This window comes from Dictyobacter halimunensis (genome assembly GCF_036245075.1).
The window spans coordinates 4,531,610-4,549,015 of sequence record NZ_BSRI01000002.1 but is presented as its reverse complement, the minus strand read 5'-3'; the positions used below and the strand labels follow the sequence as shown (position 1 = coordinate 4,549,015).

Sequence of the window (17,406 nt, the reverse complement as noted above, 5' to 3'; positions counted from 1 at the left end):
GTTCTTTGCTATCAGCCTCAAGTGCTCATGTATCCATCGCCTCTTTCATCCGGTTGCATACTTGTATGCTTTTGCGCTATCAAGCTTCTGACTGCCGCCAAAGTGCACCTCGAAATGACTGCTGTGTCGCGAACCACATGAGCAATTGCTTTCTTCTTCAGCCCGAGAGGTGCGTCTACGCTTCCCTCTCGCTATTCCAGCGGCAGAAGTGAGGTGCTCACACTTTATGTTATTAACCTGCAAAGAACTCAGCAAATCCTACGGTGTGCAGACCGTTTTAGACTCGCTATCATTTGTTGTGAACGCGGCCGAGCGCATCGGCATCGTAGGTCCCAATGGCGTCGGCAAATCGACTCTGCTGCGCCTGCTCGTCGGGCAGGAGGAGTTCGACAGTGGAACAATCAGCTATGCGCCGGACAGCGAGTTCGGCTACCTGCCCCAGACCACACCAGATTTCTATGGGCAGAGCATCCAGGATTTGATCATGGCCTCGGTCGGCAATCTCAAGCTCATGGAAGAGCAGATGCACAGCGTAGAGGCCGCAATGGCCAGCGCCAACCAGGATCGGCTCCCTTCCCTGATGGAAGAATACGCCGCGCTATCGACACGCTTCCAGGACCGTGGCGGCTACGAACTTGACTATAAGATAGACATGATCATGGAGGGTCTGCACCTGACCTATATTGAGCGCGAACGAGCCGTCGAAACGCTCTCTGGTGGAGAAAGGGCGCGCGTAGGACTGGCCACCCTGCTTTTGAGCTCACCAGAGATCCTGCTGCTGGACGAGCCCACCAACCACCTGGACTTCGCCAGCATGGAATGGCTGGAGAACTACATCTCCACCTACCAGGGAGCCGTCGTCATGGTCTCTCATGACCGCCAGTTCCTGAATAAGACCGTCAACATGATCTTTGAAATTGATGAGCATAGCCATCAGTTACGCACGTATACCGGCAACTATGATGCCTATGTTGAGGCCAAGCAGGCCGAGCGCAGGCGCTGGGAGGAGTCTTATGAACAGCAGCAGGAAGAGATCAAAGAGCTACAGAAGCGGATCCGCGTCCACGGCCGGCAGGTAGGACACGGCAACCGTCCGACACGGGACAACGACAAATACGCGAAGTACTTCTTTAGTCAGAACGTACAGAGCGCCGTCGCCCGCAACGTACGGGCCGCCCAGATGCAGCTTGAGCGCATCGAAGAGGATCCCATTCCAAAGCCACCCGAACTGCTACAGGTAAACTCGCAGTTCCAGAGCGAGCCTATCCAATCCCAGGTCATCGTACGCCTGGAACAGATCAGCAAAAGCTTTGGCGAGCGCAGACTCTTTGACCGGCTCGACCTGACCATCACGCCGCAGACGCGCATCATGCTCACGAGTCCCAATGGAACCGGAAAAACGACGCTGCTCAGGCTCATCAACGGTGATGAGCAACCGGACAGTGGTACCCGGCACATCGTAGAGGGCGCGCGCATCGGCTACCTGGCCCAGGAGCCCGGCTCACTGGATCCCGAGAAGACGATCATCGAAACCTACCGCTACGAACAGGTCGGATTTGAAGGAGAGTTTATCGGGCGCCTGCTGGGATACGGCTTCTTTCGCCTGGAGGACATGCACAAAAAGGTCGAGCAGCTCAGCGTAGGCCAGAAACGCAAGTTGGAGCTAGCCTGTCTGCTGGCGGCGCAACCCAACGTGCTACTGCTGGACGAGCCCACCAACTACATCAGCCTCGACGTGCTTGAAGCCTTCGAAGCCGCGCTGCTGCGCTTCCAGGGTCCCATCATCGTCATCTCCCACGACCGCTGGTTCATCCAACGCTTCCAGGGGGAAAAATGGCAACTGCATAACGGTCGCATCGAGCGTGGATGACCTATTGGCGCAACGCTCGCAGGGGAGCATTGCGCTCGGGCACGGGGCCGCTGTGCGGCCAAGCCAGGGCAAGCCTGGCACCTACGAATGCCATCTCTTTTGCTGCGTTCGTTTCCTTGCGCCTTCATCAATCGAAAAGCCTGTTTTTATTTAGGTGAGCAGCAGTTCGGGCAGGCACCACCGCAATGCGGTGGTGCCTGCCCGAACTGCTGCTCACCTAAATAATTTTTTGAGCGCCGTAGGCGCGTAGCGTCAGGGGCCGAAGGCACGAAAATCAGGCATAACAAGCACATGTTGAGTGCGAAAAAAGATCAGGAGGATTGTACCGAAGCATCTTCAACGCTCGCATCGGACGAAGTCGGAGACGCCGGCAAAGGCAACACCAGAGAAAACACACTCCCTTTACCCGGGGTGCTCTCCACTTCGATACGCCCACCATGACGCTCAACGATCTGGCGCGAAATGTACAATCCCAGCCCGAATCCCACGCTAGAACCGGTCTGCACCTCGACACCAGGCACGCGATAAAAGCGCTCAAAGATAAAGGGAAGCATCTCCGGTGGGATACCCGATCCGGTATCACTAACGCTGAGGGTATAGGTCTGTTCCTGCCGCGTCAGGGTCACATCGATCGGCGAGCCGGTCACAGCATACTTACGCGCATTCGAGAGCAGATTAATCACCACCTGCCCCAATCGCTCTACATCTATCTCCGCCTCAAAATCCTCGTCGGGGAAATGGGTACTGATCGTCGGATGAGGGTTCACGCCCGCAACATATTCATCGACCAAGCGCTGTGTAAACTCAACAACACGGCAGCACTGATAATGCAGATCAAATAGCCCGGTCTCCAGGGAAGAGATATTCAGGAGATCGTTGACCAGCACCTCGATGCGTCGAATAGAGTTCTCCATACTCACCAGGCTGGCGACTTCGGGCGAACTGGCGCGGATCAGGCGGCGATGCAGCAACTGCGCCATCCCCTTCAGGCTTGAGAGGGGCGTCTTCAGCTCATGTGACGCGAGGTTAATGAACTCATCTTTCACCGCGTTAGCTTCGATCAGCTCACGTGTCCGCTCCAGAACGGTCATTTCAAGTGATTTAGCGTGCTGCTCTAAAGCCTGCTGCTGCGCGTAGACCTGTCGACGAAGGTGCCGCGACTGCGTAGCGCGGCGCAGGGCGGCCACAAAATACTCGCGATCAATCGGTTTCTGGATAAAATCGTACGCCCCACCACGCAACGCCTGGATAGCCAGACTATGATCTCCGTGACCAGTAATCAAAAGAGTCGGCGTCTCAGGCCGGATTCCCTGTATTCTTGAAAGAAGCGCCAGGCCATCCATGCCGGGCATCTTGATATCACTGACAATCGCATCGTAGTCGTTGGCCTTCAAAAGTTCCAGCGCCTTGATCGCCGTATCAGCTGTATCGACCTTTGACCCCGGCATGCGCAGGTACAGCGCCTGGGGCAGCGCCTGCAGCAAAGCTGTATCATCATCGACAAGAAGAATATAGGCTTCAGTCATAACAGCAAATCACTCACCTAACATCTCACTTATATGTAGTGGCAATTGAATCAGAAATGTAGCCCCCGAGCCCGGATGGTTCTCAACCAGGATTGTCCCCTGATGCTCTTTGATAATGCCATATGTAATAGATAGTCCCAGACCTGTACCAGCACCGACATCCTTCGTCGTAAAGAACGGATCAAAGATACGCTGCTCCAGACCTTCCGCGATGCCAGGACCAGTATCACTGACGGTAATATCGACCCACTGCTCATCCAGCGTACAGGTAATGGTAATCATCTTACGCGGTATATCGGTAAGAGCATCGCGTGCATTGGTCAACAGATTTATAAACACCTGCTCCAACTGGATCGCATTGCCAATCACCACCACGTCACTCGGAGGAAACTGAATATTGATCTCAATCTGGCGCAGGCGCAACTGCTCCTGCATCAGAGAGATCGAATTCTCAATCACCTCGGTGATCATCACCGGCTCACGACTCACAGAAGCGGCGCGCCCAAAAGTACGCAGGTGGGAGATAATCTCCGTCGCCTTACGCACCTGCTGCATCGTACTATGCAGCTCCTGCAAGATACGCTCAGGATCGGTATCCGCCATACCCAACTCAATCAGATCGATAGCATTGCCCACGAACAAACCAATATTATTCAAAGGGTTATTCAGCTCGTGCGCCACCCCCGTTGTCAGCTCGCCCAGGGTCGCCAGCTTGCCCGCCTGGACCAGCTGCTCCTGCTTCTCACGCAGCTCCAGCTCACGCCGCTGCACCTCTTCCGACGTCTCCTTGAGATCGCTCATAATATGGATCATCGCCTTGCGGCTATTCTCCAGGCGCAGATTCGACTGATGGGCATCCTGCAGAATATGCATCAAAGCCCGGCGCGAATTATGCAGACGCTCCGTCTGTTTCGCCAGGCGACTGCGATCATGCTCATAATCGGCCAGAATATGGATCATCGCCTTCCGCTGATCGTTCAGCTTACGATTCACCATATTCAGATCGCTCAAAATATGCATAAAGGCGCGACGCCGCTCCTCGCTCTTCACGAGCCGCAGCTCAAGAGCGGCATTCTCCTCCAAAAGACGCTGATAAGCCTCGCTCAACTGTTCAAAGCTCAGCTCTTGATGATCAGAAAGGGCTGGCGTATGCGAAAACGCTACGTCCATTTACTCTGACCTCGCGCCTTTTCCAACTCGCGCCGCAGATTCTCAATCTCTTTTTCCAGCGCGATCATCTTCAGCTCACGCCCCACCACCACTTCCTCAAACTTCTCCAGGTCCAGGATCTTCTCCTGCAGCTCAGCCTTCGACTCCTGCAGATCCTGCAGAATCTTCTCGTATGCCCGCATATCGCGCAGGATACCGATGGCACCGATCACCTTTCCATCGGTATCGCGCAGCGCTGACGCATTGAGCGTCGTCGGGATCACCTCATTGGAAGCCGTCCGCGGATTCAGCCGCGCATTACGCGTCGTCCCACGCTCGATCACCTCTTTGAGGGCCGCCAGAAACTCACGCGTCTCCTCGGCGCTAATAAAGCGTGACAGCGACTGCTCCAGAACCTCATCGGGACGGAAACCCAGCAACTCATAGACCGCGTCATTGGCCGACAGAATCTTGCCCTCCAGGTCCGACACAAAGATCGGATCCGGCGCATTCTTAATCAGGCTATCCGCCAGGGCCCGTGCCTTATCCAGCTCACGCATATCGCGCAAGATGCCGATGGCGCCAATCGCCTTGCCATCGGTATCGCGCAACGCCGACGCATTGAGCGTCGTCGGGATCACCTCATTGGAGGCCGTCCGCGGATTCAAGCGCGCATTTCTGGTTGATCCACGCTCAATGACCTCCTTGAGGGCCGCCAGGAACTCACGCGTCTCATCAGCGCTAATGAAGCGCGACAGCGACTGCTCCAGAACCTCATCATTGCGGAAGCCCAACAACTCATAGACCGCGTCATTGGCCGACAGAATCTTACCCTCAAGATCCGAAATAAAGATTGGATCCGGCGCATTCTTAATAATGATATCGGCATCCAGAGACGCCAGCGACTTACCGGCGGGCTGAGACAACGTTGGAGAGTTCGGGGTCATATTATCAAGCATGAAATTCCTCCGCGCCATAGCTAAATAAAGTCTTGAAACAAAGCCAGGCTCGAACTACAAAGCTCCGCCGCAGCTCACAAAAGTAGAGAAAACAACCATCTCTGCTATTCACTCAAATGATATTGGAAAGTATAACAGAACTTTTTCCCAATGCGCAAGAGTAGTATATGCCGCACATACCTCCCTGCCGTCAGGCCGCGTATAACGTCAGCCAAACCGCCCATGCGCCGCACCCGGAAAACTCTGCCATAACCATCCATTCATCTATAATAATACACACCAATAAAGCCAGGGAACGCAAAAACACACGAGATAGTACCACCGCCAGCCCGTGACCATAGCAAAAAAGAACCAGCCCACGGATCGCCAATCTCGTGCCAAAAAACCAAAAAAACTATTGACTTCCGCATATAGATGCGGTATTATACATTCCGTCAACACAAGCCGGTGTGGCGGAACGGTATACGCGCTTGTCTCAAAAACAAGTCCCGCAAGGGTTGAGGGTTCGAATCTCTCCACCGGCATAACCCCGCTTCTGGAGTCCATCGAGGTCTATCCTGTGCTCAAATCCCCTCCCAAACTCTACTGGTTTCCACGAAAATCCCTGGTCGTCTCCCCCTTTTCCTGTCAACTCTCCTGTCAGGATTCGGAGCGTGAGACGTGCGTAAATTAAGGTAAGAACACAGCCCGCTACCAGCTAGCAGACAGAAAGCAGGCATGTAATATGATTCAACCTTCCTAATATTTCCAACACACAGTTGTCAATTCAGCAACAGTCATGGCTTTACCATTTCATCAAAGATCAGGAAAGCCTCGCTTTGAACGTATAGAAATGTACCAAGGCAACGTGAAAAGTCATTACAGACAACATGAACTTTGCCCCTAGAGCGGTACGCATAAGCTTTGAGCCGAAGAGTAGACTGGATACATGAAAGCCTATTCAACAGATCTCAGAGAACGAGTGGTGCGCGCCGTCGAAGAAGGCCGCCCGCGCGAAGAAATTGCCCATCTCTTTGGCGTTTCTCGCGCCACCATCAAACGCTATGCGAAACAACAGCGAGAGACCGGAGTGCTGGCCCCCAAACCCATTCCAGGTCGCCCAGCAACGAAAGGAGATGCCTTACGGGCAGACCTCTGGAGCCAGTTGGAAGCCCACCGGGAGGCGACGCTGGAGCAACAGTGCCAGATCTGGGAAGAGACGCACGGGCAGCAAGTGAGTGCCGCGGCGATGGGCCGCGCCATCACCAGCCTGGGCTGGACTCGAAAAAAAAGACGTTGGTGGCCGCCGAGCGGGATGAGGAGGCGCGAGCAGCCTGGCGTGTGCAAGCCAGGCGAGAACTACACGACCAGTGGATCTTTGTCGATGAATGCGGGACGCACATCGCTCTGACTCCGCTGTATGCCCGTTCTCCACGAGGAACGCGAGCCGTTGGCAAGGTTCCTCGCAACACAGGAGCCAATACGACCTTGATCGCCTCGCTCTCTCTGACCGGGATGGGGGAAGCACTGATGCTGGAGGGAGCGGCAGATACCTGCGCGTTTGAGACGTACATCGAACAGGTTCTAGCTCCCAGTTTGCAGCCGGGACAGACGGTGGTGCTGGATAATCTCAATACCCATCATGGGACGCGGGTCCGTGATGCGATTGAAGCCAAAGGATGCCATCTGGTGTTCTTGCCTTCCTATTCGCCCGATCTCTCACCCATTGAGCAGGCGTTTTCCAAACTCAAGACCTGCTTACGACACATCGGTGCTCGTACGCCAGAGGCGTTGCAGGAAGCGATTGCCCTGGCGCTGGAGGAAATTACGGACCAAGACGCTCGGAGCTGGTTTACTCACTGTGGCTATCTCCCGCGTGAGGGTGAACCCATCTTTACCGAAACACAGCAGTTTGAGGCTCAATCCTTTTGATTAACGCTCTAGAATCAATATCAGCACTTGAGATTTCCAGATCATCTGCAAAATCATTGATCGTAGCGATGCCTTCTGTCTCTCCCACATCCCATATACCGAGCACAAGCTGCTGACAATTTTTCATTATTCCTTTGAAAATGTATAGTGGGGATTGACTACTTGAACCAGATATTCAATATCAACATCAAACTTACGATCATTGCCTACTGGACAAAAGTTCTGAAAGCTTCCATCATGAAAGATATTAAAAATATCTTTTTGTCCTGCCTTATTCATATACCTGTTCCTAGTATAAGCTTTGTGCTTTTGTACTCAATTTTCTCTATTTTACTAAGCTCGTCCACCATTTGATGAGTCTGTACCTCATGCCAAGCGATGCATCATTTTCATACCTCCTTTTCCCTTTTGCCGTTTAGTATAGCTATACCCATTGTGATTTAAGGATAGACAAAAGCACTTGCATAATCTAATATATTAAGTACTAAGAGGGGAAGATATAAATAGTAAGTTTCTGATGTTCTCTAATTTCCGAAGGAAAGTCAGTATTAAGTATCTCAAGGAATTACATCAAAAGCCCTACTATGTTAAAATTGCTTACATTATTGTTAGGGGATGATTCTTAATGAAGGACATACTCCATTTCACATGAATAACATTCATTAATTAAAAAAACATTGAATAATGATATATTAAATTTACGGCCAATTAAACATCAACAGATTAACTTTACAGATATACCAGTTTATTACATTCTCATATTTATCTTTAATTGTGACTTGAGCCTCTCTCAGTAAAGCAGATACACAACAAACTCTAAGGCATTGAAACATTGAAAAATGTTCTGTTTTTGGTAGGATGAGAAAGAATGATTACACAAAATAAGTTTTCTCCTTGGCTAAAAAATGATGTAAGTAAGTGGTCTAACGACAAAAAATATAGGCATCGTTTAATTACCGAACACCCAAATAAACGGGATGACTTCCTTGAGGAATTGGCCTCATATGTGCACGCTGCTCATGAAGACGCGAGGATATATCTCCGTGAAGCTTTTCTTGAAAATAACCTTGATCCTTTAGAAGCCCCTCCTTCGTTCGATCCGACAGAGGGATATCCAGAACTCCTCCATATAGAGGCCTTACAAGGCTACTTTGGAGAGATATTTGCAGGACTTATTGCTGAGCATTTTTCACCTTTTGATGAAAATAGCTGGAAAGTTCCATTGTTTTTATTCCGTTATCATATTGTTGCATTTCAAGAACTAGAAAGAATCCATCAAACAGGAACGAGTGCGAAAAAAATTCCAGGGAGAACAGGTGATGACTGTCTTGCTTTTCAACTCGATAGTGAAGGGCAAATAATTAGGTATCTGTATTGTGAAGCTAAGTGCACAACTGGAGGAAATAAAACCAATCTTGTTGGTAACGCTCATGACAGTGTAAGCATTTCTGTTCCCGTAGACATACCCCGTATTATTGAGGTTTTGAAGAAAAGAGAGGATGCTGAGAGCAAGCAATGGGTTCTTGCACTCCAAAAACTATCACTTTTTCTGCGTAAAAAATTGCCTGAAAATTGTAATTATGAACCAGAACGTTGTGATATGGTAAGCTATATCTGTAGTAAAAGTCCAGCGTCAAAAACACGTACTGCTTGGCTTTCAAAAAGCAAGCCACACGAAAAATATAAAGCACAAAGAAGATTAGAAACTGTAGAAATCCATTTACCGGCGGTTAGAGAGTTGATTCAAAAAGTGTATGAAAGAAAGAACATTATTAAAACTGAAATTTCTATTGAATATGCTTTAAAGGACTAAACATATGACTCTTTCAGCCGACGATATTATTGAGTTAGCAAGAAAACTAAGAGAAAGTTTTGCAGGCACTAACCTTCCGCCATCGTTTGCAAAACTATACAGCCAATATACACGACTGCGAGCCAACCAGCCAGGATTATCAAGTTGGCAAAGAGAAGAGGCTACTGAACGACTAAACGACGCAATAAGCCTTCTGGAAGCTGCTTTTATAGAAAGAGATGCAGGTGACGAGCACTGGCGTGACAGTGTACGACGAGCCGGCGCATTATTAGAATGGTTATCTCATCCGCAAATACAGTTGGATGAATTACCGCTCAATCTTCTTGCAGCTGCTTCATATCAACTCGCTGGCTATCCAGCATTGTCCAGTGGACTACTTGGTAAAGAACCAATAAATAGTAATCAGTCACTTATTCTTTATTTTTTGTTAAAAGCAGATTTCCCTCTATTACTTGAACAAATTATCCATTATTGGGAGCAACATCTTATTTCAAGTGAGCAAGGTCATTTACCATGGGAAGATGCCAGCCAACTTTCACTCAAGCTACAACAACGATTTGTTAAAGAAACCATTAGTGCTTTAGGGGTTTTATATGCGGAAATGCGCTGGGGAGAAAATGCCCGATTACAAAATGCTTTAAAAAAAATCTCAGCAATGGGAAACTTGCTTACTAATGGTGATGATTCTTATTCTTGGCTCCTTGCAAAATTATGTTCTGAGGTTGCAAGTGTCTATGTAAATAACTCTCTACGTAGTCATATAAAGACCCTTTTACCAGAAATAAACGAGACAGGCCAAAAAGCGCTTGAGCGTTATTTGCATCAATGCTTTCAACAAAGCAAAATGTTAGCTTGGCCTTCTCAAATAGTAGGCATAAAAAGATTAAGTGGAAATGAGTCCTTTGTTCTCTGTACACCAACTGGGTCAGGGAAAACAAGAGTTGCAGAACTAGCAATACTAAAAAGTCTATTTCTAAATACTCCTTCAAACACAGAAGATTTTTTTATAAACAAACCGGCTCCCCTGGCCCTATATTTAGTACCTTCACGAGCACTTGCAGCAGAAGTAGAAGCAAATCTCTCTCGTGTTTTACGCAACCTTAATGAACCTCCAATAAGTATAACAGGCCTTTATGGAGGAACTGATTGGGGGCCAACTGATGCATGGCTAACATCAGATGTACAAACTGTACTAATTTGTACTTATGAGAAAGCAGAAGCTCTAATGAGGTTTCTAGGCTCTATACTTCTTAAACGTTTATCACTAGTTGTTATTGATGAGGCACATTCAATCCAATTTAATGACACTATGATGGATCTAAGGAAAGCGGAAAGTCGATCTCTACGTCTAGAGTCACTGGGTACACGGTTATTTACATATTTGTCTCAAAGCAATGGAAGAGTAATTGCACTATCAGCGGTCACGGCAAAAATGCAAAATATACTCGCTAATTGGGTAACAGGGAAAATTGATGCGGAACCAGCAGAAACCTTATATAGAAGTACCCGTCAATTAATTGGACGCCTCGAAGTCCACTCCGACAAAACTTTCTCTATTCATTATGACCTCCTTGATGGAGAAAATTTACAGTTTAAAGAAGGTCATTCGTCTGAAACGCCTTTCATTATCAATCCTTTTGACTCCTGCCCTTCTATTGCTGCATGGGAGTCAACAAATCGAGGGCCAGAAAAGCGTCTTCGTCCTTATTCATTATGGGCAGCCATGCAATTTGCGGCTCAATATCATCAAGATCAGCGTGGCGCTGTACTTATTTCCGTAACTCAAAATATTAATAGCTATGCACAAGATTTCCTTACTTTACTAGAATCAACCTGGGTGAATGAAAAAATACAACCGTTCTTTCTCCCTCCACAAGAAGAAAGTAAAGTGGAAATTTGGCAAAAATGCTTACGCTCCTGTGAAGATTATTTTGGCAAAGAGTCACATGAATATAAACTACTTGAAAAAGGTATAGTAGTTCACCATGGGAAAATGCCGGGGCTAATGGCTCGTTCGCTGGTACAGGCAATCCAGACAGATATAGTACATATCGTTTTGGCTACTTCAACTCTATCAGAAGGAGTAAATCTTCCTTTTGAAACGGTTCTTGTTCCAACCATACTCCGTTCCGGAAAAATCATGGATGCACGTGAATTCACTAACTTAGTGGGCAGAGCAGGTAGGCCAGGAGTAAGTACAGAAGGCAGAACGCTGGTAGTTCTAGAGAATGAACGAGGGCATGATGCGTGGGAGATTTTCGATATAGCTAAAATTAGGGATCGATACGAAAATTTAATTGAGCAAATAAAAGGCTCTATAGAATCTACTGACAAAGAAACGGGTGCCATAAGTCCATTAGCTCAACTACTTCAATACCTAAAAGAGCAATGGGATCAATATTTCGCCTACAATAATCAGGTACAGTTTTTTGAGTGGCTTGAAAAAGTAACACCATTACATACACCCAAAAACCTAGATGAAAATACCGGGCTTTCAGCAGTAGAGGCAGTAGATACTTTAGATAGCATATTACTCTCTGTTATTACTGAGTTTGAGCAAATAGAAAACGAACCACTTGTCGCTTCTGAATTAGAAAATCGGCTTCGTCAAATTTGGCAGCGCAGCTATGCATATTATGCTGCACATGAAGAGAGAATTTTAGAAGAAATCTTTATTCGCCGTGGTAAATCAATAGAAACAACTATTTACCCTGATGCAGCACAACGTCGGCGTTTGTATCGTACAAGTTTACCTCCACGTTCAGGTAATGAACTATTAGAACTTTATCCCAAAGTTGAAGAAGAGCTGAAAAAAGGAGAAGAATATTCTCTTTGGTGGAAAGAAAAAGATAAGAATAGATGCTTTAACTATATTCAAACAATTGTAGACCTTTTAGGTACATTGTCTAAATTTGAGCTAAAAAACGCAACATTTGGGAATACGGAGGCTCCTTGGGAGGATATCTTACGCTGGTGGCTTGATCCTAATGCGGGTATTGGACCCAAAACGCCATCAGATATTTCTCGTTGGTATGACTATGTATATCATAATTTTTTATATAAATTCAATTGGGGATTAGGTAGCATTATATCTCTAGCATGGGATGAAATACATAAAGGTATCACTCTAGAGTCCTCCTTACAGGATTGGCCGCTTTTACAATTACCGTGGATTGTCTTTTGGATGAAAGAACTTATTACTTGGGGAACATTAGATCCTGTCGCTGCATATTTACTTGCAAAAAACATTAAAATCACACGTAAAGATGCAGAAGAAGCTGCCGAAGAGTATTATAACAATCCACCCCACGCAGATCCTAATGAAATTTTAAACGCATCATTCATTAGGAATTGGGCTGATAATCACTTTAAGACAAGCCGGTCAATCGGATCTAATAAGCCTCCTGCATATATACAAGTTGAGTTACTAAGGAACTTTGAAAGAGTGCCTACGAAGATATGGAAAGTTATACCTGTAATAGTAGAAAATAAGATACAATGGCTTGATCCAGCAGGATTCCCTTTGGCATCTTGTTGGAAACCCAAAAGATGGGAGTCGTACTACTCATACAATTTTGATTTTACGCTTAATGCTTCTGAGGCAGTGGTATCATCTAATCCTTACCTTTAGTTTCTGGATCCCTACAGAAAGTTTTTCAACGCCTCACTTTCTGTACCATTCGCAACCTGCGGCTTACCATCGATGCTCATCCGTAGCGGTGCGTAACGCAATAGCTTCAAGTGCATGAACGCGGCCTGGCAAACTTGCTGATTCAGGGTCATCAAGCAGGCTTCGGAACTTCTTAATAGTTGGCATTGGAATATGTGGTGACATCTGGCTCAACCCAACAATAAGCCCACATGCGAACTTCCCAATGGGAAATGTCCAGGGCTTGATCAAACCACGTAAGCAAAGTCGAATGTGAGTTGCGTAGCGAGCCAGAACCTGCGCGACCAGGATGTCCTGTAGTGGAGGTCTCACCTTTCCGGTACAAAGCATTTCGACAAGCTCTGGCACGAGTTGTGGAAGTAGTTCAGGGTGGGTTTCGTAGAAAGTTACTGCCACACCCTGGCGCACGGATGTGTCGCTCGTATGGAGTTCGAGCAGCAAAAGCTCTGCTGGCGCTCGTTCGCTTAATGCTCCCAGAGTTGCAAAAGCATGATCGACGCGAAAGCGCGTGCGAAGATTGGCGACGAGAATATCTATTCCCCTCCTGCCGTCCTTGCTTTGCGATAAGACCTGCGAGTTCAACATTCTCATTATCGAGGTACGACAATAACCTCTCTACTGGGACAGAAACATCGAAATAACTGAGCACCTTGATTGCTCGTCGACACGTCTCGCTCTCTTCGGCTGCCAGAACAAGCAACACAGATTCGATGGGAATATACTGGCTCAAAGGGATGTCATCTCCTAATTCAGTGGCTTAAGAGGAATGTCTACTAGTGATCATTTGTATTGACACGAGAAAGAGCAAGGAAGACACTCTTATGAAGAAGGAGAAACGCAGATGCGAACGCAATCGCCAGATACGAGCTTTGAAGCCGAGCACACTCTAATTGAGCGGATTCGTCAGGCCCCTGTCTCCAGGCGTTTCCGCCTAGTGCAATCTCTCTCGCAACGGATGCTGAGTGGACGCGATCCTGAGCAAGACAGACAGGTGGAAGCGATCCGTGCCATCACCATTGGCTATGGTCAGCGCATCGGTCAACGTGTACAAGACGCACTTGCCACTCGACCTCAGTGGCAGGAACAACCCGTGGACTTAACAGCGGCGCTTCTCCCAGTGATACAAGCGCTCCACGAGGTAGGTATCTCCTCCTACATCGGCGGCTCCATCGCTAGCTCGATCCATGGGATGCAGCAGAGTGCGTCTGACATTGATCTGGTGCTCATCCGACAGGGAAACAATGTCCATTCGGTGGGCGCAGCACTCGCGACTCTCCAGGATCAGTATCTTGTGGAGCGAGAGGAAATTGCTCAGATACTTTACGGGGAGAACTCTCTGTCCTTGATCCATCTGGACACGCTCATGAACATCGATGTAATTATTCCTCATGCTCCCGGATTTGACGAGGCCATGCAGGCCAGGGTTGTGCCCCTGTTGATTGATGAGCGTTATGCCCCATTGCCCGTGGCTTCAGCTCTTGAAATGGTGGCATGGAAGTTGGCCCGCTGCTCCAAAGAACTCTCCAGCAGTTCCGATGGAATGATTAATGACGCGGAATGGAACGATGTGCTTGGCGTGATGAAAGTCCAGGGAACACAACTGGATATCGCACAACTCACGTATTGGACGCAGACCCTGAATGCCGAACATCTGCTTCCGCTAGCTCTGAATGATGCAGGTCTCATCCAATGAGAAGAACAGCCTCTCATCCGCTAGCAGGTCAAACGCCGCAATGAACGCAAAAGCTCTCGTTTTGACCCTGGGTTGCATTTATGATGGCAGGGCTAACAGGGCACGTCTCCATGCCCGACCAAGCGATGTTCTATCGCTGGGGAACGTCAATCATGAATATAACGATTGACAAAAAAATCAGCATAAAACTGTTCCCAACGTGCCCCGGGAGCTTCACTCATCTGTTTTTTATCGGCTAGAACAAGCAGATAAATCAAATCGCTTTTCAGCAATTTCGCATCGAGCAACGTCTCAATCCCCTTTTCGCGCAAATGATCAGCGTACCAAATCGACCAATCAGGATCGGCGCCATCAGTTGCTTTGAATGCGATATGGTGATCTTCTCCCGTTTGATGAAGAAGATCCGCAAGTTGCCTGGCTCGTTGTTTTTTGTCCACACTGGTATTCATCTTCATAGTCATTGCCCATTTCCTCTATAGTGGTAAAAGAACAACTGATCAACATCAATCCATTCCTTCTCGCTCCTCATTCCCTATAACGTTATGATGTAGGCAATGAGTTACCCATGACAAGGTTTATATGAAATTGATGAACATGAACTTGTAAGGCCCGGCCTCTGAATAAGCTCCAATAAAACCAGAAATCCGAAAAGAATAGGAATATCCTTATTGGTAGAGCACTTCCTCATGAGTATAACCTGAATACTGAACCAGCTCCCCTTCTGAGGCCAACCAGAGCGTCCGGCCATCGTGATCAAACGCCAGCGCCTGGACGGCTTCATCGAGTGCTATGGGCAGGCGCTGGATCAATGTGCCGTCCTCAACGCGATAGACGAAGAGTTGGTTTTCCTCCATAGGAACTATCAAGCTACGGCCATCAGGGGCGAAGACACCTCTTCCCCAGTGCTCCTCTTCGCTGCGTGTACACCATCGGCGCCTACCAGACGGTACATCATAAGCCACTAGTTCCATGCCACATTTGCTGTAGGCGGATGTGAGAGCAAACACCACGGTGCGGCTATCCGAGCTAAATGTTGTGAGGCATGCCGTGTCTGCGAGATCCCGATCCGTCCAGGTAATGTTTGTTCGGTCTAGATCCTCATGCATCAGAGTCAACCCCATGTTTCCACTCACAACATCCTGCGGCACAAACGTGTGTGAGAGCCAGTCCTCTCTGACCGGTCGTGCAACAAATCGTTCCGCAGGATCGAGTCGCCAGAGTTTCAAACACCCTCCACCATCAGAAAAAGATAATCCTGCGACAAAGGTAGACGTGGGGTCAAAGGCAAGACCGCTGGTTGCATAGCCGCCAGAGAAGTGGCGACTGATCACCTCACCGGTGTGCCAATCAAGAAGAAAAATATCTTCATCATTGTCCATGACCAGCCAGCGGCTATCGAGGGAGCAATCCATGCTCATAATCGGGCATCCCGTGCCTGGAACGGTAGCTGTTCGGGCTGGTAAGAGATCATCCAAACGGCGCCATTCGATTACAGAAGGATCTGGAGGACGAGAATCAGGCGGCGTGGGTTGCTGTAACGCGAACAGTTCACCATCGGGTGAGCGGGTAATCCCACCGTGCTCGACAAGCCGGCCACTTTGGTTATACATGTATTCGAAGATAGGCGACGGGTCCGTAGAAACCCGGGTCAGGATTGTGGATGGGTTGGTGGTAAGCGACCAGCGGGTGAGCGTCGTTCCGCTAGCCGTGATAGCCTCACGCCGCGTAGGATGAAGATACAAAAGCATAGGTGTTCTCTTTTCTATCGAAAATCACATGGGTTCTAGAGTACTGAGCAGGTTCACGACGAAACAGCGTTACATCAAACACAGCGTTCTCAGTTCGTACGCACGATAAGCAAACGCCTGCTCAGCCATACTTAAGATACAATATATGATATGTGGAGTTATATATAATCAGAGGTCATTCATTTCGTCACTTTACTGTACTAGGATCAAGGATATCACCTATGCTACATTTTTATGAACACTACCAACGGGGTCATCATCAAGAGGTCTATGACACCTTGCTTGCCATGCACGATCGTATCCGCGATCCATCGCTCTATGAAGATGCATCGGCCGTCATGCGTTCCATGATGCAACGGGTACGCTTCAATATCGAGACGCTTCTTCAACGCCTTCCCGAGATTGGATATGTGCATCACAAAGGGTTAAGTAGAGCATTCACTACGCAACAAGAGCAAGAAGCATACGAAAAGGAACAACCTCTCTTCCAACCTCCAGCACAGAATGCGCACGAGCAAATCACGTTGCTGGATCACCTCACTGGATCGCTGCCCCTCTCACTGCGCTTCTTTTATCGAGAAGTCGGAACCATTGATTTGGTCGGCGCATTTTCCTCCATGGACCCCAAAGATGGGTATTTATTAGATCCACTGTGTATTTGTCCCCTAGACATTGCGCTCATACAAGTCACAGTGTCTGGTGAAAGCTGGCAGGAAGATCCCCGCTTGCTGCTCGCCGGCGACTGCTTCCACAAATATGGCTATAGCGGTGGGGGAACCTATGATGTACTCCTTCCATGTCAAGCCATCGATACGCTGTTTCTAGGAGAACCGCACCAGCTTACGTTCGTCAATTATTTGCGGTTATGCATTCTACAATGGGGCGGCTTCCCGGGATTAGAGCAACATCCATTTTTATCACAAGAACAACGGCACTACCTGACTCAGGATTTACTTCCTTTTTAAACAAAGATGCAGAGTCTTCACAGCACAACAATGCTGCATACTCCTCATCATAAAAAGCATAAACGCATGCCCAGGCCAAAACAGCGTTCATTCATCTGCACT

General features: G+C 48.2%; 14 protein-coding genes and 1 tRNA gene. 8 read left to right on the top strand and 7 right to left on the bottom strand.

Annotated elements, in window-relative coordinates:
• Positions 1-226: 226 nt before the first annotated feature.
• Complete coding sequence (gene abc-f, locus AABA21_RS32675) at positions 227-1,870, top strand: ribosomal protection-like ABC-F family protein (protein ID WP_338256711.1); 1,644 nt, start codon at positions 227-229, stop codon at positions 1,868-1,870.
• A gap of 311 nt (positions 1,871-2,181) precedes the next feature.
• On the opposite strand, the gene AABA21_RS32670 is transcribed toward abc-f, so the two are convergent.
• Genes AABA21_RS32670 through AABA21_RS32660 form a run of 3 tightly spaced genes read right to left on the bottom strand, consistent with a single transcriptional unit; the run spans position 2,182 to position 5,504 of the window.
• Entirely contained in the window at positions 2,182-3,396 is a 1,215-nt protein-coding gene (locus tag AABA21_RS32670) for a hybrid sensor histidine kinase/response regulator (RefSeq protein ID WP_338256709.1), read from the bottom strand.
• A 9-nt stretch (positions 3,397-3,405) separates the two neighbouring features.
• Positions 3,406-4,566: a sensor histidine kinase gene (locus AABA21_RS32665; RefSeq protein WP_338256706.1), complete on the bottom strand. Its 1,161-nt coding sequence runs from the start codon at positions 4,564-4,566 to the stop codon at positions 3,406-3,408.
• On the bottom strand, positions 4,557-5,504 hold the full coding sequence (locus tag AABA21_RS32660) for a PAS domain-containing protein (protein ID WP_338256704.1): 948 nt from the start codon (positions 5,502-5,504) through the stop codon (positions 4,557-4,559). Before AABA21_RS32660 ends, AABA21_RS32665 begins: the two co-directional genes overlap by 10 nt.
• A 443-nt stretch (positions 5,505-5,947) precedes the next feature.
• Here AABA21_RS32660 and AABA21_RS32655 point away from each other — a divergent pair.
• The 3 genes from AABA21_RS32655 to AABA21_RS32645 all read left to right on the top strand — a co-directional run bounded on the left by AABA21_RS32655 (position 5,948) and on the right by AABA21_RS32645 (position 7,415).
• Positions 5,948-6,028 (top strand) — tRNA-Leu (locus AABA21_RS32655).
• A 404-nt stretch (positions 6,029-6,432) separates the two neighbouring features.
• A complete protein-coding gene (locus AABA21_RS32650; protein WP_338256703.1) occupies positions 6,433-6,894 on the top strand; it encodes a helix-turn-helix domain-containing protein in 462 nt (153 codons plus the stop codon).
• Complete coding sequence (locus AABA21_RS32645) at positions 6,783-7,415, top strand: IS630 family transposase (protein ID WP_338256702.1); 633 nt, start codon at positions 6,783-6,785, stop codon at positions 7,413-7,415. The genes AABA21_RS32650 and AABA21_RS32645 overlap by 112 nt, the downstream gene beginning before the upstream one ends.
• Before the next feature lie 126 nt (positions 7,416-7,541).
• On the opposite strand, the gene AABA21_RS32640 is transcribed toward AABA21_RS32645, so the two are convergent.
• The gene (locus AABA21_RS32640; protein WP_338256700.1) at positions 7,542-7,694 is read right to left on the bottom strand and encodes a hypothetical protein; all 153 of its coding nucleotides are present in this window, start codon (positions 7,692-7,694) and stop codon (positions 7,542-7,544) included.
• Between the two features lie 589 nt (positions 7,695-8,283).
• Here AABA21_RS32640 and AABA21_RS32635 point away from each other — a divergent pair.
• Positions 8,284-9,228, top strand: coding sequence for a hypothetical protein (locus tag AABA21_RS32635; protein WP_338256699.1), 945 nt, complete (start codon positions 8,284-8,286; stop codon positions 9,226-9,228).
• A 4-nt stretch (positions 9,229-9,232) separates the two neighbouring features.
• The gene (locus tag AABA21_RS32630; RefSeq protein WP_338256697.1) at positions 9,233-12,859 is read left to right on the top strand and encodes a DEAD/DEAH box helicase; all 3,627 of its coding nucleotides are present in this window, start codon (positions 9,233-9,235) and stop codon (positions 12,857-12,859) included.
• A 63-nt stretch (positions 12,860-12,922) separates the two neighbouring features.
• On the opposite strand, the gene AABA21_RS32625 is transcribed toward AABA21_RS32630, so the two are convergent.
• Positions 12,923-13,483: a hypothetical protein gene (locus tag AABA21_RS32625; RefSeq protein WP_338256695.1), complete on the bottom strand. Its 561-nt coding sequence runs from the start codon at positions 13,481-13,483 to the stop codon at positions 12,923-12,925.
• 256 nt (positions 13,484-13,739) lie between these two features.
• On the opposite strand from AABA21_RS32625, the gene AABA21_RS32620 reads away from it, so the two are divergent.
• Complete coding sequence (locus tag AABA21_RS32620; RefSeq protein ID WP_338256694.1) at positions 13,740-14,591, top strand: hypothetical protein; 852 nt, start codon at positions 13,740-13,742, stop codon at positions 14,589-14,591.
• A gap of 146 nt (positions 14,592-14,737) precedes the next feature.
• Here the strand turns inward: AABA21_RS32620 and AABA21_RS32615 are convergent, their stop codons facing one another.
• A complete protein-coding gene (locus tag AABA21_RS32615; protein WP_338256691.1) occupies positions 14,738-15,052 on the bottom strand; it encodes a hypothetical protein in 315 nt (104 codons plus the stop codon).
• A 204-nt stretch (positions 15,053-15,256) separates the two neighbouring features.
• Positions 15,257-16,339, bottom strand: coding sequence for a WD40 repeat domain-containing protein (locus AABA21_RS32610; RefSeq protein WP_338256689.1), 1,083 nt, complete (start codon positions 16,337-16,339; stop codon positions 15,257-15,259).
• A 221-nt stretch (positions 16,340-16,560) separates the two neighbouring features.
• Between AABA21_RS32610 and AABA21_RS32605 the strand changes: the two genes are divergently transcribed.
• On the top strand, positions 16,561-17,304 hold the full coding sequence (locus AABA21_RS32605; protein ID WP_338256688.1) for a hypothetical protein: 744 nt from the start codon (positions 16,561-16,563) through the stop codon (positions 17,302-17,304).
• Positions 17,305-17,406: the final 102 nt, after the last annotated feature.

Bases quoted from the DNA above. Each gene is read 5' to 3' on its own strand.
- AABA21_RS32650 (WP_338256703.1), top strand. From the start codon at position 6,433: ATGAAAGCCTATTCAACAGATCTCAGAGAACGAGTGGTGCGCGCCGTC.
- abc-f (WP_338256711.1), top strand. From the start codon at position 227: ATGTTATTAACCTGCAAAGAACTCAGCAAATCCTACGGTGTGCAGACC.
- AABA21_RS32620 (WP_338256694.1), top strand. From the start codon at position 13,740: ATGCGAACGCAATCGCCAGATACGAGCTTTGAAGCCGAGCACACTCTA.
- AABA21_RS32610 (WP_338256689.1), bottom strand. From the start codon at position 16,339: ATGCTTTTGTATCTTCATCCTACGCGGCGTGAGGCTATCACGGCTAGC.
- AABA21_RS32660 (WP_338256704.1), bottom strand. From the start codon at position 5,504: ATGCTTGATAATATGACCCCGAACTCTCCAACGTTGTCTCAGCCCGCC.
- AABA21_RS32615 (WP_338256691.1), bottom strand. From the start codon at position 15,052: ATGACTATGAAGATGAATACCAGTGTGGACAAAAAACAACGAGCCAGG.
- AABA21_RS32635 (WP_338256699.1), top strand. From the start codon at position 8,284: ATGATTACACAAAATAAGTTTTCTCCTTGGCTAAAAAATGATGTAAGT.
- AABA21_RS32665 (WP_338256706.1), bottom strand. From the start codon at position 4,566: ATGGACGTAGCGTTTTCGCATACGCCAGCCCTTTCTGATCATCAAGAG.
- AABA21_RS32605 (WP_338256688.1), top strand. From the start codon at position 16,561: ATGCTACATTTTTATGAACACTACCAACGGGGTCATCATCAAGAGGTC.
- AABA21_RS32640 (WP_338256700.1), bottom strand. From the start codon at position 7,694: ATGAATAAGGCAGGACAAAAAGATATTTTTAATATCTTTCATGATGGA.
- AABA21_RS32630 (WP_338256697.1), top strand. From the start codon at position 9,233: ATGACTCTTTCAGCCGACGATATTATTGAGTTAGCAAGAAAACTAAGA.
- AABA21_RS32625 (WP_338256695.1), bottom strand. From the start codon at position 13,483: ATGTTGAACTCGCAGGTCTTATCGCAAAGCAAGGACGGCAGGAGGGGA.
- AABA21_RS32670 (WP_338256709.1), bottom strand. From the start codon at position 3,396: ATGACTGAAGCCTATATTCTTCTTGTCGATGATGATACAGCTTTGCTG.